Below are 22556 nucleotides of genomic sequence, written 5' to 3'. Positions count from 1 at the left end.
CATGCATAATCGGCATAACGTTGGCGTGACCGCCCAAGGTCGCCCGACGTGTTCGCATGCACAAGGGCTGATCCATGAACCTCGAAAGCAAATGGCTGGAAGACTTTGTCACCCTGGCCGCTACCCGTAGTTTTTCTCAGGCAGCGCAGAAGCGCTTTGTCACTCAGCCGGCGTTTAGTCGGCGGATTCGCAGCCTGGAGAGCATGCTCGGCCTGACCCTGGTCAACCGTGCCTGCACGCCCATCGAGCTGACCGAATCCGGCCAGCTGTTTCTGGTCACGGCCCGCAGCATGGTTGAGCAGCTCGGCGAGGTGGTGCGCCATCTGCATAACCTCGAAGGCCAGCAGGGTGAAGTGATGCAGATTGCCGCCGCGCATTCGCTGACCCTGGGGTTCTTCCCCGAATGGATCGCCCGCCTGCGCCGTGAAGGGCTGCCGTTGACCACCCGCTTGGTGGCAACCAACGTTGGCGAGGCGGTGCATGCGCTGCGTGAAGGCGCATGCGACCTGATCCTTGCCTACTACGACCCGGACGCTGCATTGCAGATGGATCCGGAGATATTTCCCTCACTGCATCTGGGGCGCACGGAAATGCTCCCTGTGTGCGCGGTGGGCGAAAACGGTGCGCCGTTGTTCGACCTCAACAACGGCCAGAGTGTGCCGCTGCTGGCCTACAGCGCCGGGGCGTTTCTCGGTCGCTCGGTCAACCTGCTGCTTCGCCAGCGCGCGCTGCGCTCGACCACGGTATACGAAACGGCGATGGCCGATAGCCTGAAGAGCATGGCCTTGCAGGGCATGGGCGTGGCCTGGGTGCCGAGGTTGAGTGTGACGGCCGAACTGGCTCGGGGTGAGTTGGTGGTGTGCGGCGACGAACAGTGGCAGGCGCCGCTGGAGATTCGTCTGTACCGCTGCGCGCTGGTACGCAAGGCGTCGGTACGTTTGCTCTGGCGCAAGCTGGAAAGCGGCGAAGTGGGCCGCTAAAGCCTTTGCGTTGAACAGCCGGCGCAGCGGTTTACCCGCTGCGCCGGGTTGCCATCAGGTACCCGACTTGATGGTGTTCCACACTCGCGTACGCACGCGTTCGATCTTCTGCGGCAGCGGCTGCAGCACGTAGAGGGTCTTCTGTGCTTCGGCGGTTGGGGTCAGGCCGGGATTGTCGCGGATCTCCGCTCCCACCAGCGGCATGCCGTCTTTGTTCGGGTTGGGGTAGCCGAGGAAGTCGCTGATCGGTGCCACCACTTTCGGGTCGAGCAGGTTGTTGAGGAACTCATGGGCCTCGGCAACGTTCAGGGCGCTTTTCGGGATGGCGAAGGAGTCGTACCACAGCGGCGCACCTTCCTTCGGCAGACGCCAGTCGACCACCACGCCGTTGCCGGCTTCCTTGGCGCGGTTGGCGAACTGGTAGAAGCTGCCGGAATAGCCGATGGCCACGCAGATGTCGCCGTTGGCGATATCGGTCATGTACTTGGCCGAGTGGAAGTAGGCCACGTGGGGGCGAATCTTCAGCATCAGCGCGCTGGCTTTCTCGTAGTCCTCAGGCTTGCTGCTGTTGGGGTCCAGACCCAGGTAATGCAGGGCGATTGGCAGGATATCGCCGGGCGAATCGAGCATGGCCACGCCGCACTGCTTGAGCTTGCTGATGTTCTCCTCCTTGAAGATCAGGTCCCAGCTGTCCACCGGTGCATCGGTGCCGAGCACGGCCTTGACCTTGTCCGGATTGAAGCCGATCAGCACGGTGCCGTACATGTAGGGCACGGCGTACTGGTTGCCGGGGTCGTTGGCGGTCATCAGCTGCAGCAGGCCGGGGTCGAGGTGCTGCCAGTTGGGCAGCTTGCTCTTGTCCAGCTTCTGGAATACCCCGGCCTTGATCTGGGTGTCGAGGAAGGTGTTGGTCGGCACGACCAGGTCGTAGCCGGAGTTGCCGGTCAGCAGCTTGGCTTCCAGCGCTTCGTTGGTGTCGAACACGTCCCAGGTCAGCTTGATGCCGCTTTTTTCCTGAAACTCTTTGGGCACCGCCGGCAGCATATAGTCGGCCCAGTTGTACACGCGCAGCTCGCGCGGTTTCTCCGCTGTTTGCGCCTGGGCCGCCGTGGCCAGCAGGGTTGCGCCGCAGATGGCGACGGCGAGCAGGTGTTTGATCGTGTTCATCGTGTCTCACCCCTGAATCATTATTGATGTTGTGTTGGCCTGGCCTGTGCGGCTTATGCGTGTGCGGCTTCGAACCCTTCGAGTACGTTGACTGCGTTGACGCCGATGGCTTCCACCGCATAACCGCCTTCCATAACGAACAGGGTCGGCTTGCCGAGGGCGGCGATGCGCTTGCCCATGGCCAGGTAATCCGGGCTGTCGAGCTTGAACTGGGAAATCGGGTCATCCTTGAAGGTGTCCACGCCCAGTGACACTACGATCACTTCAGCACCGTATTCGGCAATCCGCTGGCAGGCTTCATCCAGCGCGGCGCTCCACACCGCCCATGGGCTGCCCATGGCCAGCGGGTAGTTGAAGTTGCAGCCTTCACCGGCGCCTTCGCCGCGTTCATCGGCGTAGCCGAGGAAGAACGGGAACTCGTCGGCCGGATCGCCGTGGATCGAGGCGAACAGCACATCATTGCGGCTGTAGAAGATGTCCTGAGTGCCGTTGCCGTGGTGGTAGTCGACGTCGAGGATCGCCACCTTCTTGTGGCCCTGATCGAGGAACGCCTGGGCGGCGATGGCGGCGTTGTTCAGGTAGCAGTAGCCGCCCATCAACTCGCCGGCGGCGTGATGGCCTGGCGGGCGGCACAGGGCAAAGGCGCTATGGGCGCCGTTGGCAATTGCCTGCTGGCCGCTAAGCGCCACTTGTGCAGCGCTGTATGCCGCCTGCCAGGTACCGGCGGTGATCGGCGCACCGCCGTCGAAGCTGTAATAACCGAGCTGGCCGTGTAAATCCCTGGGGATTACCTGGCGCAGGGTGCGCGCCGGCCAAGTAAAGGGCAGCAGATCGCCGCTGCCGTTCTGCGCCTGCCAGCGCGCCCAGGCACCCTTGAAGAAGTTCAGATAGGCCGCGCTGTGGATGCGCTCAATCGGCGCCAGGCCGAAATCCTGTGGCGGGCGGACTTCGCCGAGCTGGCGATCTTTGACGCGCTGGAGGATATGGTCGGCGCGTTGTGGTTTCTCGAAGCAGGGCATCAACTGGCCGTCGATCAGCTCGCAGCTGCCGTGGTGCAGGTGATGGTCGTCGCTGTAAAAGGTCAGCATGCAGGTGGCTCCCAGGCTTGTTGTTCTGGCAACCATTGTTCGCCCGTATGGCGTTATGAAAGAACGCTGACAACGGCCAAAAGGGGATCGAAATGGCCAAAAAAATCGCCGGGAGCGTTTTTTAACGTCGCGCAGCGATGACCCGTAGGGTGGTTGTCAGGGATGGAAGCCATAAATTGCGCGGCCAGGGTAGAGCTCTGTAGGAACCAACGTAAGGCGCAGGGTCAGGCGCGAAAGCGGCTCGGCGGCACGCCACTCCAGCGCTGGAAGGCGTGGCGGAAACTGGCTGTTTCGCTAAAGCCGAGGTATTCGGCGATGCGGCAGATCGGCCAATCCTCTTGGCCAAGCAGGGTTTTTGCCCGCTCGAAACGCAGCTCATCGAGCAGTTCCTGATAGTGCGTGCCGAGTTCCTGCAGGTGCCGGCGCAGAGTGCGCGGCGAGCAGTGCATCTGCTGCGCTAATTGCTCCAGACCAGGAGGTGCGGTCAGCTGTTCGGCCAGGAGTTGGCGGATGCGCGTGAGCCAGGCCTGGCGGGTATTGAACTCGCTATTCTGCTTGCGGCAGCGTTCGAGCATTTCCCGGTGGGTCACCGTATCGGCCAGCGGTAGAGGGTGCTGTAACCAGCTGGCGGGGAAGGCAAAAGCATTGCGCGCGGCATCGAACTGCAGCGGGCAGGCGAAGCTGTGCGGGTAGCGCGCACTGTAGTCCGGCTCGCTGTAGCGAAACTGCGCGGCGCTGAGCGGCAGAGGTTGCCCTAGCAGGTCGTCGCTGATCAATTTGAGCGAGGCCAGGCACATTTCCAGGTTGAACACTTCCAGCGCGGGTGCGTGCTGATAGTCGCTGGCGCTGACCCAGGCCAGCTCGCCTTCGAGGTGCATATCCAGCTTGAAGTAGGTGCCGAGCAGTGCCGGGTACTGCAGCATCAGCCGCCAGGCGTCACCAAAGGTGGCACTGGAGAGCGCGGCGTAACCGACCATGCCATAGGCCGATACATGCATGCGCCGGCCCAGTTCCAGACCCAGATCACTGCGCAGCAGCAGGGCATTGGCGCAGACCTGCAACTCCTGGGTGCGGGTGATGCGCGTGTCGGCGCAGGCCAGATCAGTCGTAGCAATACCGCTGCTGGCCAATAGCTGCTCGGTCAGTTCGGGTTGAGTGGCAAATATTTCGAGGATCTGCGAAACCACATGCAGGGTGGTCAGGTGGGCGTGCAACATCGGGGCGACCGCAACAGTTCAGAATGCCTGGAGGAGGCAAGAACTATGCCGCAGCACCGCAGCGGCCGGGGCTGATCCGGGCCGCTGCGCTTTAGCCAGGTTTAGCGATTACGCAGGAATGCGTTGATAAAGTCGCCCTGATTGGGTGCTTTTTCATGGGTAGTGAAGGTCAGCGTCGCCTCGTTTTCGCGCAGTTTGAGCTTCTGCGCAAAGCTGCACTGCACGGTTTTCAGGCCCTTGGCGACAGCCTGTTGCTCATCACCGTTTTGGCACAGGTTGGCCAACTGACTGACCACTTCACCGCAGAAGCTCGGCACGCTCAGGCGCTTGAGCGTGTCGTCGTCGATGGCGTTCCACTCAACCTGGGTGGTCAGCGGTGTGTTGCAGGCCTTCGAGGCGTCCTGGTCGATCTGCTGCAGCTGGGCGCTGAAGTCGGCCACGCGCTTTTCCCGGTCGAAGCGGCTCAGCTTGTCCTGAATGCCTTTTTTCTTCTGCTGCTCGTAGAGCGCCAGCAGGTTGGCTGGTTTGGCCTCTTTGCTCTTGGCTTCATCGAAACCCAGCTCAAAGCCGTCGGTGCTTGGCAGGTACAGCTGGTATTGCTCGCCCCCCCAGCCCTGGCGCTTGATCAGCATGTTGTAGGCGCTGCCGTCGAGGGTGGTGGTGTAATCGCGCTCATCGTTGCCGCGCTCGTTGACCGTGCTCAGCAGCACCACTTCATCCAATGGGTGGTTGATGCCGCTGACCTGGATCAGCGCCTGCTTGCCATCGCTGCTGGGCGCGACGGTCACGCTGATGCCCTTGCCGGCATCGAATACTTGCGGGTACTTGGCCAGTTCGAGGGCGCTGGCGTTGAGGGTGAACAGCGACGCGGTGAGAAGCAGTGACAGCCTTGTCATGGTGGTGTCCTTGGTAATTAAAAGAACGCCCAGTATAGCCAGGCCACCGTCCGCGATTTGTGCGCCAGGTCTGCTCGTGGCGTTCACTGACCTGCCACTCGGCATCACGGCGGGCGGCCCGCGACAAACGGCGCGCTGGGGTGCACGCCAGCCAAGGCTTTACGGTATACTGCGCGGCCTTTGGCGGTTCGCACCGCCATAATTCATACACTAACAAGCCACGCCTGGTTTCCAGCGTGGCTTGTTAGTTTCTGCAGCGCCTACGGGCACTTGATGAAGAAGAGGCACGACGATGAGCGCACTGGTTGGCGTGATCATGGGCTCCAAGTCCGATTGGTCCACCCTTAGCCACACCGCCGAGATGCTGGACAAGCTGGGCATTCCGTACGAAGTGAAGGTGGTGTCCGCCCACCGCACCCCGGACCTGCTGTTCCAGTACGCCGAGCAGGCTGAAGAGCGCGGCATTCAGGTGATCATCGCCGGTGCTGGCGGCGCGGCCCATCTGCCGGGCATGTGTGCGGCCAAGACCCACCTGCCGGTACTCGGTGTGCCTGTGCAGTCGGCCGTACTCTCGGGCGTCGATTCGCTGCTGTCGATCGTGCAGATGCCCGCCGGTATTCCGGTCGCCACCCTGGCCATCGGCAAGGCCGGTGCCGTCAACGCCGCGCTGCTCGCTGCGAGCATCCTCGGTCACCAGCATCCGCAGTTCCACGAGCGGCTGAAGGCGTTCCGCACCGAGCAGACCGAATCCGTGCTGGAAAATCCGGACCCGCGTGAGGCCTAACCCATGAAAATCGGCGTAATCGGTGGCGGCCAGCTGGGCCGCATGTTGGCCCTGGCAGGCACGCCGCTGGGGATGAACTTCGCTTTCCTCGACCCCGCGCCGGATGCCTGCGCGCAAGCGCTGGGCGAACATATCCGCGCCGATTACGGCGATCAGGATCACCTGCGTCAGCTGGCGGATGAAGTCGATCTGGTGACCTTCGAGTTTGAAAGCGTGCCGGCCGAGACAGTGGCCTTCCTCTCGCAGTTCGTCCCGGTTTACCCGAGCGCGGACGCGCTGCGTATCGCCCGTGATCGCTGGTTTGAAAAATCCATGTTCAAGGACCTCGGCATTCCGACCCCGGATTTCGCCGATATCCAATCGCAAGCCGACCTCGACGCCGCCGTGGCGAGCATTGGCCTGCCGGCGGTGATGAAGACCCGCACCCTGGGTTACGACGGCAAGGGCCAGAAGGTCCTGCGCAAAGCAGAAGATGTAGTCGGCGCCTTTGCCGAACTGGGCAGTGTGCCGTGCATCCTCGAAGGCTTCGTGCCGTTTACCGGCGAAGTGTCGCTGGTGGCGGTGCGTGCCCGTGATGGCGAAACGCGCTTCTACCCGCTGGTGCACAACCGTCACGACAGCGGCGTGCTGGCGTTGTCCATCGCCAGCACCGATCACCCGCTGCAGGTGCTGGCCGAAGATTACGTCAGCCGTGTGCTGACCAAGCTCGACTATGTCGGCGTGCTGGCCTTCGAGTTCTTCGAAGTTGATGGCGGCCTGAAAGCCAACGAAATCGCCCCGCGCGTGCACAACTCCGGGCATTGGACCATCGAAGGCGCCGAGTGCAGCCAGTTCGAAAACCATCTGCGCGCCGTCGCCGGCCTGCCGTTGGGTTCGACTGCCAAGGTCGGTGAGAGCGCCATGCTTAACTTTATCGGCGTGGTTCCGCCGGTGGAGCAGGTTATCGCCATCGCCGACTGCCGCCTGCACCACTATGGCAAGGCCTTCAAGGCTGGGCGCAAGGTCGGTCACGCCACCCTGCGCTGTGCGGATCGCGCCACTCTGGATAAGCAGATCGCGGCTGTCGAAGCGCTGATCGCTAAGGCCTGACCCCTGCTTTGTGACTAGGCTCTTGCGTAGAACACACAAGAGCCTAGTCATGAAGTGTCTACTGCTGTTGTCTCTCTTCTTCCTGCCGTTGTGCCATGCCGAACAGGTGTTGCGCGCCGATTACCGCGAGCGCCCGCCAGAGATGCAGGCCATCGACGCGCTGCCCGTTGGCCCGTTGATTGAGGTCTTGGATACGGCTGCGCAACGCGTCGGTGCGCGAATCGAATGGCGTTACGCGCCCTTCGTGCGCAGCCTGGAAGACCTCAAATCCGGGCGGATTGATCTAGCCCCCCGTGTTTTGTTCACCACTGAGCGCAAGGACTACGTGCATTTTCTGCCGTCCATCGGCACCCAGCGCAAAAGCATCCGCTTTATCATCAAGGCCGGGCAACAGGCCAGCCTGCGCAGCTATGCCGATCTGCAGGGCAAGGTGATCGGGGTCAAACGCGGTACCGCTTATTTCGATCAGTTCGACGGCGACAGTGCCCTGACAAAAAGCCTGGCGACGGACGACTACCTGCTGGCCGGGATGTTTCGTGCCGGGCGCCTGGATGTGATGGTGGTGCTGGATGCCGAAGCCATTGAGGCGCAGTTCCACAAGATTGGCTTCAGCGACTACAGCTATGCCGACTACCAGTACGAGCAATCCGTTGGTAACTATTACGGTGCCTCGAAGCGCCACTATCAGGGTGACAAAAAGACCCTCTACGAGCAGTTGGGACAGACGCTGCGCGGCATGCGCGAGAGTGGCGAAATTGCCCGCATCTACCACCGCTACGGCGTCGCACCGCCAGAAACCGAAGAGTAGCGAACTGCCAGCATTTCCCGTGGTCAGATCAACGGTAGCAAATCCCACCGTCCACTGAGGAGGCTCGCATGAGCATTATTGGCATCATTTTTATCGGTTTGATCGTCGGTCTTATCGCGCGCTTTATCAAGCCGGGTAACGACAGCATGGGCTGGATCATGACCATCCTGCTGGGCGTCGGCGGCTCGATTGCTGCGACCTATGGCGGCCAGGCGCTGGGCATCTACAAGGTGGGCGAGTCTGCTGGTTTTATCGGTGCAGTGATCGGCGCGGTGGTGCTGCTGGTAATCTACGGCGCTGTTAAAAAGGGCTAAGGCCCTGTCACTTCGCTGCCCTGTGAGCCCACCGATGCGCTACCTGTTGTTACCTCTGCTGCTGCTCAGCACCCTGGCCTGTGCCGAACTTCCGGAAACCGATTGGCTGGAGCTGATGCCACCGGAAGATCGCCAGGCCCTGGAAGACATGCCCGAGATCAGCCACCAAGGCCTTGAGCAGGACAGCGGCTTCTATAACCCCGGTGGCCTCAAGCAGCAGGATCAGAACTTGCCGGCGGTGATGTACTCGACGAAAACCGTCGCCGCCTTCGATGGTAAGGCGGTGCGCCTGGGCGGCTATCCCGTGCCACTGGAAACCGACAGCAAGGGCCACAGCACGCTGTTCTTCCTGGTTCCCTACCCCGGCGCCTGCATCCACGTACCGCCGCCACCGCCCAATCAACTGGTGCTGGTGCGCTACCCCAAAGGCATCGAACTCGAAGACATCTACGCCCCGCTCTGGGTCAGCGGTACGCTGAAGATTGAACAGGTCAATAATGAACTGGCGGATGCGGCGTATGCGTTGGATGCGGGGGTGGTGAGGGTGGTGGAGGAAAGCGATCTTTAACGGTCGTGTGCCGGCGGTCTTTCGGCACACCGTTACCCCACATCTGCTCCAAATACGCGATTAATGCTTATTGCGGCGCTTCGTATTGCAATTCTTTCAGGCCATTTTCTGTGCGATATGACAGGCGGAATATATGGTCTTCGAGGCTGCTGTCATCAACGACGTCCAGTAAGTTGGCATCGTTCAGGTCGGGAGTGATTTCATGTAAGGGCGCATCGCTATTGTCAAACATACGATAGAAGAGCACAGACTTAGCGCCCAGGCTCATTACCACTTCACGCTCATTATCAGTAGCTTCTACCAGCGGGAATGGTCCCCCTAGAGATCCTCCTAATTTGTAGGCATAGGTTGCTGAGCATGCAGTGCCGCAGCCGAAAGTGAGTAGGAAAATGTGTGCTTCATAGCTTGCTGATGCTGGAGGGGCAGGGTAGTTAAGTACCTTCTCTTCCGTATTACCATCGTTGACGGAAATCGTGCACTGGGTGGCTTGGGCTACGGTCGAGCATCGACTTTCGACCCGCCATTCGCTGCCTGAGATTTCGAGGCTTTCCGAGTAATTCTCGGCAGAGCATATGTTCGTCGCTGAAATAGACAGAGCCAGTAAGCTAGCCTTTATAGAGTCTGTAATCGTCATTGCTGACGATTGGTGAGTTATAAGTGCGTTTTTAATATCATATTAAATGTATAATTTTATATGCAATCTTTGCTGTTAAAAAACACTGCTGAATTCTCAGCGACCTAAGCAAATTTCATGTTTGGATGCGAATTATGTATCGAAATTCAGTTCTTTGGGGTACTCAATGTCACCTGAGATGTTGAATAGCTGGCGTTGGGGCAAGTTGTACGGCACCTAACCGATAGTGTCGGTGCCGTCTGAAGGAAAAAATGGAACAAATTTATTTTGGCAATAAATAAATCTGTACTTTCAATAAATATTGAAATTTTATTCTTCAATGATCTTTAGAAGTTTTAATTGATTATCTTTAAGCTCAAAGTAGCGTGTCCTGTTAGCGCTAGCTAAAAACTCACCATTCATTCCTCGCTCTGGATCAGCGGCTATGCCGCTGATCACGATAAGGCGGCTATCCAGCCTGAAACTGGCATCGTAATAGCTGCCATCGGCGCTATCAATTTCATAAGCATTAGGGAAAGATGCTGCGATTTTTCCGGTCTGTGCATCAAGTATTTCGCCGCATATGGCACCGCCTCCGCAGCCAGTGGCAAAAACAATGTAATGGCCGGCGAAATTTATCGGTTTCTTAATAGCTTGTTTGCGGTAGAGCGACCAGTTATCGTCGTTATCGTCTTCAATTACGAGCTTGTGATTATCGCCCTGAAAAATCTGCTCGACCTTATATTCCTCGAACTTCGGATCGGCCGCGAAACTGCTGAGTGAAATTAATAGGCTGCCGAGCAGCGATATAAATCCGAGGGCCGCATTATTTGCCATTTTTCTTTGACTCCTCTAAAGCCTTAACCATTTCATCCGGGGTGATATGAGCAACGTTCAGGCCATCACCTGCATAGTATGACAACCCTTCAGTGCTGGCTGTTCGTGTAAGCCATACCACTTTGCCGTTTTCTTTAACTACTTTTCCGTTCTCATCGCGCTTTTTGACAGGGCTGATGCTCTTGCCCTTGCGTACCCCTGCGGAGGCGAACTCCATGGCCCAGGCATAAATTGCATCTTCGACACTGCCGTCCCCCTCTAGGTAATTTATGAAAGCCTTGCGCTTAACTTTGATCAGGTAATTTTCGAAAATATTGTCCTGCAATGTTTCGTCATATTTTAATGAGGTATCGAGTCCTAAGTGTTTAACCGCTGCGGAAAGTGTGTCGGGAATAAGCTGGTAGCGGCCTGTGGCAAACATGTCCCGATCAGCCTGTTTCTTCTGTACCTCTGCGATGGTCAAGGTTGTCAGGTCGGTTTTGTAGAATGATTTGAGCGGGGCGGGGTACGTTCGGTTGTAGGCAGAGTAATCATTTTTCGATTCAACCTTGCCGAGTAAATCGGCAAATACGCTATGCGCCCAGCCGGATTTCTTCCCGTTATTTTGTACTGTGTCAATAAACGCGAGCGGGTGAAAATGGTGAACCTGCTTTGGTAACGCAACTTGCATTGCCCCAGCCAGCTCATCCCAGAACACCAGATTATCAATACGTTCTTTTTCATGGCGGAGCACTTCCGGGACATCCTTGAGTAACTCTTCTAATCGCTGCCATTTAGGAGCAGATGATTTTGCTTGCCACTCGGTCGGATGGTAGCCAATTAGTTTCGACCAACGGTCGCGGAGCTTGTGATTTTTCAAGGCAAGGGATATTTCGTCAGCAGTGACCTTGCCATCCTTGTTACCCAGTTGATCGATCTTTAGGTAGAGGTTCTGAAAGAAATCCGGCATTTTCTTCGGGTCGAGAAAGCCGTCGGCGTTATCGTTGCTTTCCTTGATAATTTGGAAGCCCAATTTTTCCCTATCGTGCTGGCTGATAATTTCTCCATCAGCCTTGGCGATATAACCATCCACGGGGGTGGTGGCGCTGTTGACTTTGATCGGGTACCACTCTTTGCTGTCTGGGGCCTTGAGCAACTTTGCCTGGCTCGCAGCAATCAGGTAGTTCTCGTTTATGACCAGTCCGCTGGGTGTAAACGTCGGGGTTTCTGCAGTACCGCCTTTGTTATATATGGTCTTGCCCTTGGCAACGCGTAAGTATTGCTTACCGTCCTTCAATCCCGCCGGGTTCTTCAGGAATGCTTCCAGATTGGGGTCTGTAGAGAACAGCTCTACGTGAACCTGATGTCGGCTTTTCACCCCGCCTTTGGCGCTGGCGAGTGTCTCGTAGAGACCGAGGTAGCCAATAGGATCACCTGCTTTGATTGGGATTGCGCAGGTGACGACAGAGTCGAAGTCGCTTGGATCATCGGGTTTAAGCTCAGCCGCATCAGTATCGATGACGACCCAAATAGGGCCTGAAGGACACATTGGGGTGTCCCAGAATCCTCCGCTAACAATGGTACAGGGGGCCATGATCTGCGGGCGGCCTGCCTGAATGACTCGCTTTACTGTGCCTGTGGCATATTCCAATACGGTATTTTCTGCAAGCAAGCCGATTTTTTTATCGACTGGGTCTTCTGGTTTATTGAAGGCAGGAACTCGTTTTTTCAGTTGAGCTTTGACCTGGCCTTTCCAGTAGGTGGGGCGAATGCGTTTTTGTGGCGGGATTTCTTCCGCATAGTGCTCGTCTGCTTTGCCTGGTTCCGCCTTGCTGATGGCCATCCAGACCACGTCACCTTCTTTGGCTGTTTGTACGCCGCTCTTTTTTACGCCCTTGCTGAGAATCTTTATCTGAGCCAGTTCATAGGTAGCGGTATCACCGGGCTTTATCTGGTGCCCGGATGTGACTGAGATCAACTCGAATTCCGCACCGCTATCAATCTGCCCTAGTACGGTACCAGTCAGGTTCGCTTCCTTGCGTACATTGCGGCCTTTGACCTTTACCTTGAAACGGCGCTGACTCTCACCATCCTGTAGCGGGTAATGCTCAAAAGGCAGCAGGTGCATATACAGGCTGAAGAATTCAAGTTTGTTGGTTTCTGGCTTCTTGTCTTCTGTCTTCGCTTCAGCTGGGGGCGCAGGCGTTACATCCTTGAAGATGGCTTGCTTGTTTCGATCCTTGAGAATCGCATCTTGTTTGTCGAATGCGGCGAACCAGATTTCGCTCGTTGCGGCACGAGTTACCGGATTACCAGCTCGATCTTTACCGGGCAATGCAGTCTTGATCGTGGCCAAGGCGAAACGCATATCTTTGGTGTCATGGATTTTGAGAATCTGCAGCTCTGTGCCTGCCGGCATAAGCGCTTCGAAGTTACCCGTATTACCCAGGACTGTGCTTGCGATATCGCGTCCATAGCGCGAGCTGGTGAGTTGCACGGTCTTACCTACCCACTCGATTTTGGCAGCAGGTTTGCTCTCCGCCGGACGCTTTTGCGATTCATAGGTATGGCGAACCAGGCAGAAAGACGTGGAGTAGCGCAGGTTGTCGCAGCTTTGTTCGCCCATGAATGTGGACGATAGATAATTCTTGTTCAGCCGGTAAGCGACCACTTCGCCATCTGCCATACAGCGCACGGCCTGTTTGAGCTTGGCATGTGGCACGCTGGCATCGCTGAAGTGGATGCCGCCATGCCAGAAGCCATGGTTGCCCAGCAGGTAATGGCCAGAGGTTTCTTTCTCCAGTTCCTTGTAGAGCTCTTCTAGCTGATAGTGGCTGCCGTCGGGTTTACGGATAGGGAATTGAAAGGGTGGTTCATTGTTTGAAGAGGCACCGGATGCTCCGGCGTTCGGGGTTATTGCCCCGCTGACGATATCGGCGATGTACTTTACGAACTGGCTTTTTTCCAGCTCGACGTGGGCGTGAATTGCATAGGTAACGGTGCCTGTAGCTCCGGTACCGGACTGAATACCCACTGGCTGGCCATACTTGATGAAGTCACCATCCTTGACTTTGAACGCTGTGTTCAGGTGGAGCACTTGCCCCAGTAGCTTTCCGCCGGGACTGTCGTAAATCGAAACGGTTCCATTTGCTACCTTCGTTTTAACGTAACCGGAAATAGGGCAAGGCACGGGGACGGACTTGTTGCTGCCATTGATCAAAAGCACGAAGTCTTTCTTAATCAGTGTGCGGCCATCTGAAGTTTTACGAACTTCCTCAAAATCACCATCGATGGTCTCGTAGTCTCGCCCTGCCTCTTGTCCTGAAGATGGATGGTGCTTTTCCAAGTCATCAAAAGACGTGACTGACTGGATGGCACTGCCAACGCTTTCAACAATTGTGTATCGGTTAGACATGACTCTTCCTTGACTTCTTCAGGCTGGCATGTGAGCGATTGCCAGCGTGATCAGATCCCACAACGGTTGCCGAATGTCTTCAAATGCCGTGTGCCTTCGGGTGTTTTTACCCACAGATCGACATTGCGGTCATCTGACTCGTTGTACTCCGAAAAATTGAACTGCTTGATGATCGAGTAACCGGCCTCGACTCGTGCATCAGCGCTCGTGTAGTGGGCAGCCTGTTCGCTGATTTCCACTTGTTCCAGTTCCAACAAAACCCCATCACGTTTCAGATACAGCACGTCATCGATCACGATCGCCAAAATTTGGGCATCGGTACTGGATTTGTAGAGGTCGTCTGCAGCTTGGTGGATACAACGGTAGTTTTCGTCGCGTGCGGCACTGCGATAGGCCTGCAATGCTTCGTCGTAGGAAAGGCTCTGTAACTGGATGGCAGGTTTCTCGGCCTGTGGTGCCACTGCACAGGCCGTGCAGAGGAATAACAGAGGCAGGTAAGTCATCAGAGAGGTCATGCTTCGATTCATAGGGTTGTCTCTAGGTAATTATTCGGAAAACAGGAAGAATGTTTGCGGCTGTTTTTCAGTCTTTTGCAGTAAGTTCACCAGCGCCTCATCCAGCAAATTCCCCGCTTTATCACTATCCGCCGCACCGGGCAGTACCGGTGGTTTGATCTTGATCCCTGAGCCTTTGCCCGGCGCGCCGCCAGCGTTGATTTTGGCCAGTGGGCCGCTGAGGGTGATGCCGCCGGGGTCGAGTTTGATAAAGCTGCCGCCGGCTTTGAGGGTCAGTTCGGTGCCGGCTTCGATGACCATCTTTTGTCCGGCTTTGAGGTGGATTTCGCGGCCGGCTTTGGTCAGTTGGGCGGTGCCGAGTTTGATGTGCTGGTTCTGCCCGACGGTGAGGTGGTCATCGAGTTTGACCTCGACCTTGCGCTCGGTTTTGACGGTGAGGTTTTCTTCGGCCTGCAGCTCGGTGTAGCTGTTGGCTTCGACGGTGTCGTGGCGTTCGTTACCGACGCGGATCTTCTGGTCGTGCTCGATGTTTTCGTCCCAGTCGCGCTGGGCGTGCAGGTAGATCTGCTCGGCGCCTTTCTTGTCTTCGATGCGCAGCTCGTTGTAACCGCCACCGCCCGGTGTGCTGAGGGTTTTGAACACGGTGCGGGTCTTGTTCGCCGGCAGGTCATAAGGCACGACGTGTTCGGCGTGGTAGAGACAGCCGGTCACCAGTGGCTGATCGGGATCGCCTTCGAGGAAGGTCACCAGTACTTCCATGCCGATGCGCGGGATGGCGATGCCGCCGTAGCCATCACCGGCCCAGCTGGAGGCCACGCGCAGCCAGCAGCTGGTTTTGTCGTCGGCCTGGCCTTCGCGGTCCCAGAAGAACTGCACCTTGATCCTGCCGTATTCGTCGCAGTGGATTTCCTCACCTGCTGGGCCGGTGACTACGGCGGTCTGGCTACCGAGCACCTTGGGTTTTGGGTGTTCCAGTGGCGGGCGGAAGGGCACGTCCCAGGGTGTAGCGGTGAAGTGGTTGCGGTAGCCTTGCTGGAAACCGTCGCTGGCTGCGGTATGGCTGGTGACCGACTCTTCCAGCACCTGCGGTTGTTTGCCCTGGTGGATGACCTCGTGCAGCAGCCAGAGGTCGTTGTAGTCCTGGCGCGGGTGATCGGAGAGCTCGAGAAAGTGCCCGCTGAGCAGTTTTGGCTGATCGCCACGCCCTTCGGCCAGGCGGTAATCAGCGCGGTGGCGTTCGAGATTGCGCTGGCTGAGGTGTTTGCCGCGTGCGCGGTCGACAAAGCGGCCGGGGTAGTCGTAATCCTCAAGATCCGGCAGCGGCTTGGCCTCGGGATCGCGATCTTCCTTGAAAGCGGCTTCCATCAGCAGGCGCGGTTGTTCGAAGTCGTAATCGCGGCGGGTAATGCGACTGGTGCGGGTTTCCAAGCGTACGGCGAAGCGCTTGATCACCGGCTCATCGGCGGTCATGCCGTTGTCTTGCAGGTAGGCGGTGGGTTGGCCGAGTTTGCCAAACGCAGTCTGGTCATCGCCAAAGGTCAGTACATGGCCCTGGGTGCTGTGCTGGAAGTGGTAGTGAATGCCTTCCTCTTCGCACAGACGTTGGATGAAGTGCAGGTCGCTCTCGTCGTACTGCACGCAGTAGTCGCGCGTGGGGTAAACCGTGGGGCCGAGCAGGAACTGGTAGCCGCCTTCGACGATGCCGTGCTCTTGCAGCACCTGAGCAACGATCTGCGGCACCGTCAGGTGCTGGAAAATGCGCTGGTTGGTGCGCAGGGCCAGGTAGCTGAGCTGCGGCACGATGCTCAGTTTGTAGCGGGTCAGGCGCTTGCCGGATTCGGCTTGGGCGACCTGATAGATCAGCCCGTGAATGCCCAAACCGTCTGGGGTAAAGGCGAGAAAGGCGCGTTGATGCAGCAGGCTTTGCAGATCCAGCTCGGCGTTCTCGCTGATCAGTTCCACCTCGAAACGATAGGGCTGGCTGATCGCTTCGCGGCCGCTGAACTCGAGCACTTGCAGGTCGTGCTCAAGGCCTTCGATGCTTAGGCTGAAGTGGGTTTCATTGGCCGGGTTGAACATGGTCATTTCCTTGTTAAAAGATCATCCATTGATGCTGCTGTGCGCGTGCTGCGTTCAACTGCGCCGTAGCCAGCGCCGCCAGCCGCTGGGCGTGGGCTGGCAAAATACTTCGAGCAATTGTGCGCAACTGATATTGCGCTGCGCTTCATCGAACGCCAGCGCGGTGCGCAGGGCGGGCCAGCAATGCGCCGGTAACTGCTCGGGGCGTTGCAGCTGTTTATCCAGCTCCATGGCCTTGGCTTGTTTGGCGCTCTGCCGGCTGAACGGGTGGCGTCCACTGGCCAGCTCATACAGCACACAGGCCACGGCATAGACATCGGCAGCGGCGTTCAGCGGCGCACCGTCGAGCAATTCCAGGGCGGCGTAGCGCGGCGTCCAGGCGGTAAAACGGTTGCGGCACAGGCGCGGCAGGCCAGGCAGCAGACCTTCCACGGGCTGGCCGAGACCATAATCGAACAGGCGCAGGCCGTCTTCGGCGAGCATCACATTGCTGGGTTTCAGGTCGCCATGCAGCACGCCGAGGCTGTGCGAATAGCTCAGGGCGTCGAGCAGGGCGATGGCGATTTCCTGCAGCTCGCTCCAGGGCAGCCCTTCGGGGCGTTCGCTAAGCAGCTGATCAAGCGTCAGGCCCTTGAGCAGCTCCAGGGTGAGGAAGGCGCGCTGGCTTGGCACATCCACCTCGAAGCCGAACAGGCGCACCACATGCGGGTGATTCAGCCGCGCGGTGAGGGCGAACTCGCTGTACAGCAGCGCGTTGGCGTCCGGGTATTCGGCGAAGTCATCGCTGAGAGTTTTCAGCGCCACATAGGGCTCGGGATCACCGAACTGTTCGCGCAGCAGATCACGAGCGCGATACACCGCACCCATGCCGCCGACGCCGAGCAGGCGCTCGATCTTGTAGCGGCCGCCGAGCACTTCCGGCAGTTCGCTGAGTACTTCGCGCGGGGCTTGCGCTACCGGTTTGGCAGCCGTCGCGGCCAGGGCGAAGTAGGTCAGGTCGCTGGCCGGGCTGTTGGCCTGCTGCAGTTCGTCGAGCAGCTGTTCACTCATCCGTGAGTCCTCATCGGCGAATCACCACTGCACTCAGGTTGTCCCGCGCCGGGCCGTCGAGGGCCTGCTGGAACAACCGATTCAGCGTCAGCTGCGGTGAAGGCAGGTTCAGCGCAGCCCCCAAAGCATCGGCCGAAAGACCTTGGTAAAGGCCATCGCTGCACAGCAGAAAGGCATCGCCGGGCAGCACATCGAGTTCGAGAATTTCCAGCTTCAGCTCGTCACTGGCACCGATGGCGCGGGTCAGGGCGTGCGCTGCCGGATGCCGTGCAGCTTCGCTGGGGCTGAGTTGCTGTTCATCAATAAGTTGCTGTAAGAGCGAGTGATCGCGGCTGAGTTGATACAACCGGCTGCCGCGCCACAGGTAGCAACGACTGTCGCCGGCCCACACGCAGGCGGCGCGGTCGCCTTCGATCAGCAGCGCCACCACCGTGCTGCCGATCACCGGGTCCGGATGGGCGGCGGTGACCGTCAGTTCCTGACCCAGGCGGCGGTTGAGGGCGTGCAGGCGCTTGCGCAGCTCATCCAGACGCTGCGGCAAATCGCCTGCGCTCGGCTCGGCCAACTGCTCGACAATCAGGCGGCTGGCCAGGGCACCGTTCTGGTGCCCGCCCATGCCGTCGGCAACCACCCACAGGCCCTGCTCTGGCAGGGCCAGAAAGGCATCCTCGTTGCGCGCCCGCACCTTGCCGGTGTCGGTACGCGCAGCGCTGCGCCAGAGGTTGGCAACCTCCTGCATCAGAGCGTGGCCGGCAGTTTGAAGCTGCGCAGCTGGTCCAGGTCAAACGGGTTCGGCGAGCGCTGGCTGTGCAACAGATAGTTGGCGCGCAGACCGCCGAGGTCGGCCTTGAGCATCAGCACGTCGCGGCCGCTGTGGTAGTCCACGCTCATCAGGTCGAGCAGGCGGAACAGCGACCAGGGGCCGGTGTTCTTCTCGATACCCACCTTGCGTCCACCGAGCTCTTCGACCACCAGGCTGGTGCGCCCTTCATTGGCTTCAGCCGGCCAGCTGAAGGCGGTCTGCACGATTGGCCCGTGGCGGTATTCCATTTGCTGGTTGCCGAAGCGGAAATCGGCGCGACCCAGGCTGGAGTCCAGCGAGTAGGGTTCCAGCTTGAACAGCACTTTCGGCTCGTTGGGGTTCTCGGCGAAGAAGCTGCGGCGGATGGTTTGCGTGTGGCTCATCTGCAGCAGGAACTCGCGCGACAACGGCAGGCCACGGCCATCCACGCGGCGCAGTTGATACTGGCCGGCGGTACCGCTGACGAACGGCTTGAGGTAGTTGTCGAAGAAGCGCTCGGCAATCCCCTGAGCCTTGAAGAACTCGCGGAAATCGGCAATCGCCACATCGCTTTCGCTGTGTGCGCTGAACGGATAACGCTGCTTCAACGAGCCGTCATACGCGGCGTACAGCTCGCTCTTATAACGCTGATTGAGATAGTGGTAGGCGTCGTTGAGCACCAGCATCCAGCTGTCTTCGGCGAGCAGACCGAGCCAGTTGCCGACCGGTTGTGGCAGACGTGCGGCACTGCTGCGCACCTGGTTGATCGCATCGCGTTGGCCGGCCATGCGCGCCTTGGCCAGCTCGAATGCGGCCTGCTCCGGCGCACTGGCGTGCGCCAGGCTGGCCAGTTGCAGTTGCAGGGCATCCAGCGCCTGCAGGGTGGTGGCCAGTTCCGGGCCGGCACCGCCGTTTTCATCAAGCAGGCGGTGCAGTGGTTCGAAGCGGCGTTCCAGGGTTTTCCGTGCGGTGTCCGGCAGATTTTTCACCAGTGCCGCTTGCGCCTGTTCGGCGGCAGCACCGGCAAGCTTGGCAACTTTGCCCAGCTTGCCCTTGGCGCCTTCCAGCGCTTCGGCGGCGGCACCGGCATCATCGGCGGCTTCGGCCATGCCTTTGAAGCGGGTGTTGTCGCGCACTTCCACCAGCAGTTGCAGCAGCGGCGAGTTGGCGGCGGTCAGGCCGGCCAGCTGCAGGGCACCCTGGCCAGCGCTGCCGATAGGGTCCAGTGACAGCTGGGCGAGGGCTTCGCCCCAGTAGTTGGCGTAATCGCGGAAGTACAGCTGCTCCATTTCCACCAGCAGACGGCTGAGGTCGCCCGAGCTCAGGGTGTCGCCTTCGCCGAGTACCCAGTTGTCGCGCAGCAGGTCGCGCACCAGGTCGGCGCCCTTGGCGGTGAAGGTTTTCTGGTAGCCAACCTGGGTATAGAAACCCGGAATGGCGTAGTCGCTGCCAACGAACAGCCCGGCCTGCGGGCCGAGTTTCTGGCTCAGGCGATATTCCGGCAGGCTGCGCGCCTGATCCCGCAGCATGCGGTAGACCACGTTGGCCAGCGACTCGCTGCGCAGGATCTGCCGGGCCTGGGCCACCAGCGGTTCATTCAGCGAGTAGGGTGCAAACGACTCGGACAACAGACGCTCAAAGTGCTCATTCAGGCCGCGCTGGCCGACGCTGTTGCCGGCGTAACGCAGCGACCAGTCGGCCGCCAGCCACTCCTGCAGGAAGGCCTTGTCGCGGCGTTCTTCCAGATTGAGCATCAGATAGGCACGCAGGCTGTTGAGCAGGCGCTCACGGTCACCCAGGTTGGCGCGTATTTGCGCTTCCAGCTGGCGTCCGACGCGGCTCAGCAGCAGGTTTTCCAGCTCGGCGCGGTAGGCCTGTTGCAGCGTTGGGTCGACTTTCTCGCCCTGGTACAGACCGCCGCGTTGCAGGTAGGACACCTCATCCACCGGCGGGAACACCTGGGTGGCGGCGTAGCTGTGGTCCAGCGCCTTGAGGGTACGCAGGGCATCGTCCTGAGCGCCGAGGCTGTTGTGTTGCTGGGTCAGTTGCTGAGCGAGGTCGCGCAGTTGCTCCAGGCGGCCGTGGTTACCAGAGAAGCCGCCGGCCCAGACCACACCGAATATGCCGAGCACCACCAGGGCGGTGGCATACATGGCGCGCTGGCCCCAGTCGATACGATGCACTTCCTTCTGATCGAGGCCGGCAAGATCGGCTTCGGGGAAGATTACCCGGCTGAGCAGGTGATTGATAAAGCGTGCACGACCGGTGCGGAAGGTCGGCAGGGCGCTGCTGGACAGGCCCAGGTTGCGGCCGATGCTGCTGGTGCTCGGGTCGAGCTGATCGTTCAGTTCCGGCGCGCTGGTCAGGTAGAAACCACGCAGCTGGCTGGCGCGCTGGTAGCGGTTGCCGCTGAAAGCCAGTTCGCTGAACAGGCACAGACGCTCACCGAGCAGACCCAACTGGTGCGGGAAATCGAGGATGCGGCCACGGCGCTGGGTGTCGCGCTCCTGGTGCATGCGCAGGATCACCTGGCTGTTGAGGCGGCGCAGCAGTTCTTCGAATTCCTGGCGAATCACTTGCACATCAGTAGCGTTCTGTTCCTTGCGGAAGCTGGCGCCGAGTACCTGGTCGCTTTCTTCGCGTGACAGCTGGTCGAAGAATTCATCGAAGCCCAACACCTTGTCGGCTTTGCTCAGCACCAGGTACACCGGGACATCGGCACCCAGGCGCTGGTGAATATCCTGTAGACGCTGACGGGTCTGGCGGGCAAGGTTTTCCAGTTCGATTTCGCTGCCGCCTTGCAGCTGCTCCACCGGAATGTTCACCAGCACGCCATTCAGCGGGCGCGCGCGGCGTTTGCGCAACAGGCCCAGCAGGGTGTCCCAGGCGCGGCTGTCGATGGCTGGGTCGGGCTGAGTCAGGTAGCGCCCGGCGGTGTCGATCAGCACGGCGTGGTCGGCGAAATACCAGTCGGCATAACGGGTGCCGGAAACGTCTTTGGTCAGGCGTTGCTGGTCACCGCGATTAAGCGGGAAATCCAGGCCGGAGAAGTCCAGCAGGCTGGTCTTGCCACTGCTCTGCGGGCCGAGCAGCAGGTACCAGGGCAGCTCATTGCGCCACTTCTCACTACGGCCGCGGTACAGGCTGGAGCGTTTGAGGGTGTGCAGGGCCTGCTTGAAACGATTGCGCAGCTCGAGCTGCTCCTCGTTGATCAGGCCTTCGCGGCGCAGGCGCTCTTGGGCGTCGGCATCGTCTTCCTCGGCCTGCTTGCGGGCGGTGGCTTTCCAGCTGGCGAACACCATGGCCAGGCCCCAGACCAGGAACAACCCGCTGATGCTCAGCAGGCGGCTGGTGGCCGATTCCCAGAACTTGTAATCGTTGACCGCCAGGAGCGGGCCGACAAACCACACCAGCAGCGCCAGGACCAATACCAGACACAGGCTCCATACCCAGGTCTTGCGGAAAAATGCGGCTAACTTGCCGAAAAAAGGCTTCATTTCAGATCATCCATGCTTACACCCGCAGACGGGTCGAGTTGCTCGTACGGCTGCAGAATCGTTTCGCGCTGCTCGCCCAAGACCCAGGCAAAACCGCTGTACATCACCACCAGGCAAACCACTGTAAACAGCGCCACCAACCACCACGGCACGATGCGCACCAGGCGCCGGCGGGTGTCTTTCAGGCCCTGCCAGTGCGGCGAAACCTCGCGCGGCACGTCACCGCGCATCTGGCGGATTTGGCGATAAAGGCTGTCGCGTACCGCTTCCAGCTCAAGCATGCCGCGCGGCAGCACGCGGTACTTGCCCTCGAAACCGAGGGACAGGCATAGGTACATCAGCTCGAGCATCGGCAAGTGCTTGACCGGGTTGCGCGACAGGCGCTCGAGCAGCTGGAAGAACTTCTCGCCGCCGAAGGTCTCGTTGTGGAACGAGGACAGCAGGCTCATCTGCGACCATTCGCTCTCGTTGCCCCAGGGCGTGGTCACCACGGCCTCATCGACCACGGTGCACAGCACGTAACGCGCGGCCATCACCTGGCTGCTTTCCGCGCCTTCATGCAGGGCGCGGTGTTCGAACAGCTTGATGGCGCTGGACAGGCGCTGGTTGAGGGCGTGCATGTCTTCACTGTCGAAGCTGTGCTTGAGACGCACCACTTCCGAGAGCAGGGTGGCGGCGGCTGCGACCAACGGGTTGAGGCTGATATTGAAGCTCTCGGCCGGGCGCAGGCGCGCGGCGTAGATCATCCGCTCTTCCAGCTGCTCGAATTTCGGCGGCGCGGCGAAGTCAGTCAGCGGGCTGTGCGCGGGGGCATCACCTTTGCGGTTGAGGATGACGGTTTTGTCGTCCTGGCCGTATTCCATTTCCTTGGTGGTCATC

The 22556-nt window shown here is 59.4% G+C and carries 19 protein-coding genes; 6 read left to right on the top strand and 13 right to left on the bottom strand.

What is annotated here, in order from left to right:
• The first annotated feature begins 74 nt into the window (after positions 1–74).
• Entirely contained in the window at positions 75–980 is a 906-nt protein-coding gene (locus RHP75_RS20535) for a LysR substrate-binding domain-containing protein (protein WP_311089803.1), read from the top strand.
• A gap of 54 nt (positions 981–1034) precedes the next feature.
• Here RHP75_RS20535 and RHP75_RS20530 read toward each other — a convergent pair whose 3' ends face one another.
• From RHP75_RS20530 to RHP75_RS20515, 4 genes are all read right to left on the bottom strand, one after another.
• Positions 1035–2147, bottom strand: coding sequence for a polyamine ABC transporter substrate-binding protein (locus RHP75_RS20530; RefSeq protein WP_311089802.1), 1113 nt, complete (start codon positions 2145–2147; stop codon positions 1035–1037).
• A gap of 53 nt (positions 2148–2200) precedes the next feature.
• Positions 2201–3235: a histone deacetylase family protein gene (locus RHP75_RS20525; protein WP_311089801.1), complete on the bottom strand. Its 1035-nt coding sequence runs from the start codon at positions 3233–3235 to the stop codon at positions 2201–2203.
• Positions 3236–3459: 224 nt separating this feature from the next.
• A complete protein-coding gene (locus RHP75_RS20520; protein ID WP_311089800.1) occupies positions 3460–4452 on the bottom strand; it encodes an AraC family transcriptional regulator in 993 nt (330 codons plus the stop codon).
• Between the two features lie 101 nt (positions 4453–4553).
• Complete coding sequence (locus RHP75_RS20515) at positions 4554–5348, bottom strand: hypothetical protein (protein ID WP_311089799.1); 795 nt, start codon at positions 5346–5348, stop codon at positions 4554–4556.
• A 292-nt stretch (positions 5349–5640) separates the two neighbouring features.
• Between RHP75_RS20515 and purE the strand changes: the two genes are divergently transcribed.
• From purE to RHP75_RS20490, 5 genes are all read left to right on the top strand, one after another.
• Complete coding sequence (gene purE / locus RHP75_RS20510; RefSeq protein WP_311089798.1) at positions 5641–6132, top strand: 5-(carboxyamino)imidazole ribonucleotide mutase; 492 nt, start codon at positions 5641–5643, stop codon at positions 6130–6132.
• A 3-nt stretch (positions 6133–6135) separates the two neighbouring features.
• Positions 6136–7221 (top strand): 5-(carboxyamino)imidazole ribonucleotide synthase, encoded by a 1086-nt coding sequence (locus RHP75_RS20505; RefSeq protein WP_311089797.1) that lies wholly within the window; start codon positions 6136–6138, stop codon positions 7219–7221.
• A 49-nt stretch (positions 7222–7270) separates the two neighbouring features.
• A complete protein-coding gene (locus tag RHP75_RS20500) occupies positions 7271–8029 on the top strand; it encodes an ABC transporter substrate-binding protein (RefSeq protein ID WP_311089796.1) in 759 nt (252 codons plus the stop codon).
• A gap of 68 nt (positions 8030–8097) precedes the next feature.
• The gene (locus RHP75_RS20495; protein ID WP_090250808.1) at positions 8098–8343 is read left to right on the top strand and encodes a GlsB/YeaQ/YmgE family stress response membrane protein; all 246 of its coding nucleotides are present in this window, start codon (positions 8098–8100) and stop codon (positions 8341–8343) included.
• 34 nt (positions 8344–8377) lie between these two features.
• Positions 8378–8911: a DUF3299 domain-containing protein gene (locus RHP75_RS20490; RefSeq protein WP_311089795.1), complete on the top strand. Its 534-nt coding sequence runs from the start codon at positions 8378–8380 to the stop codon at positions 8909–8911.
• Positions 8912–8978: 67 nt separating this feature from the next.
• Here the strand turns inward: RHP75_RS20490 and RHP75_RS20485 are convergent, their stop codons facing one another.
• The 9 genes from RHP75_RS20485 to icmH form a co-directional block, all read right to left on the bottom strand.
• Positions 8979–9545 carry a hypothetical protein gene (locus RHP75_RS20485; protein WP_311089794.1) on the bottom strand — a complete coding sequence of 189 codons (567 nt, stop codon included), beginning with the start codon at positions 9543–9545 and terminating at the stop codon, positions 8979–8981.
• A gap of 309 nt (positions 9546–9854) precedes the next feature.
• Positions 9855–10361: a hypothetical protein gene (locus RHP75_RS20480; protein WP_311089793.1), complete on the bottom strand. Its 507-nt coding sequence runs from the start codon at positions 10359–10361 to the stop codon at positions 9855–9857.
• The gene (locus RHP75_RS20475) at positions 10351–13755 is read right to left on the bottom strand and encodes a hypothetical protein (protein ID WP_311089792.1); all 3405 of its coding nucleotides are present in this window, start codon (positions 13753–13755) and stop codon (positions 10351–10353) included. Before RHP75_RS20475 ends, RHP75_RS20480 begins: the two co-directional genes overlap by 11 nt.
• Before the next feature lie 50 nt (positions 13756–13805).
• On the bottom strand, positions 13806–14270 hold the full coding sequence (locus RHP75_RS20470; RefSeq protein WP_311089791.1) for a hypothetical protein: 465 nt from the start codon (positions 14268–14270) through the stop codon (positions 13806–13808).
• 30 nt (positions 14271–14300) lie between these two features.
• Entirely contained in the window at positions 14301–16349 is a 2049-nt protein-coding gene (tssI, locus tag RHP75_RS20465) for a type VI secretion system tip protein TssI/VgrG (RefSeq protein ID WP_311089790.1), read from the bottom strand.
• A 54-nt stretch (positions 16350–16403) separates the two neighbouring features.
• A complete protein-coding gene (locus RHP75_RS20460) occupies positions 16404–17399 on the bottom strand; it encodes a serine/threonine-protein kinase (protein ID WP_311089789.1) in 996 nt (331 codons plus the stop codon).
• A gap of 10 nt (positions 17400–17409) precedes the next feature.
• Entirely contained in the window at positions 17410–18138 is a 729-nt protein-coding gene (locus RHP75_RS20455) for a PP2C family serine/threonine-protein phosphatase (protein ID WP_160086106.1), read from the bottom strand.
• On the bottom strand, positions 18138–21677 hold the full coding sequence (tssM, locus tag RHP75_RS20450) for a type VI secretion system membrane subunit TssM (RefSeq protein WP_311089788.1): 3540 nt from the start codon (positions 21675–21677) through the stop codon (positions 18138–18140). The genes RHP75_RS20455 and tssM overlap by 1 nt, the downstream gene beginning before the upstream one ends.
• Complete coding sequence (gene icmH / locus RHP75_RS20445; RefSeq protein ID WP_167144047.1) at positions 21674–22555, bottom strand: type IVB secretion system protein IcmH/DotU; 882 nt, start codon at positions 22553–22555, stop codon at positions 21674–21676. Before icmH ends, tssM begins: the two co-directional genes overlap by 4 nt.
• Position 22556 lies beyond the last annotated feature (1 nt).

This window comes from Pseudomonas sp. SG20056, assembly GCF_031764535.1.
Lineage (GTDB): Bacteria > Pseudomonadota > Gammaproteobacteria > Pseudomonadales > Pseudomonadaceae > Aquipseudomonas.
This window is presented reverse-complemented; position numbering and strand designations above follow the sequence as displayed.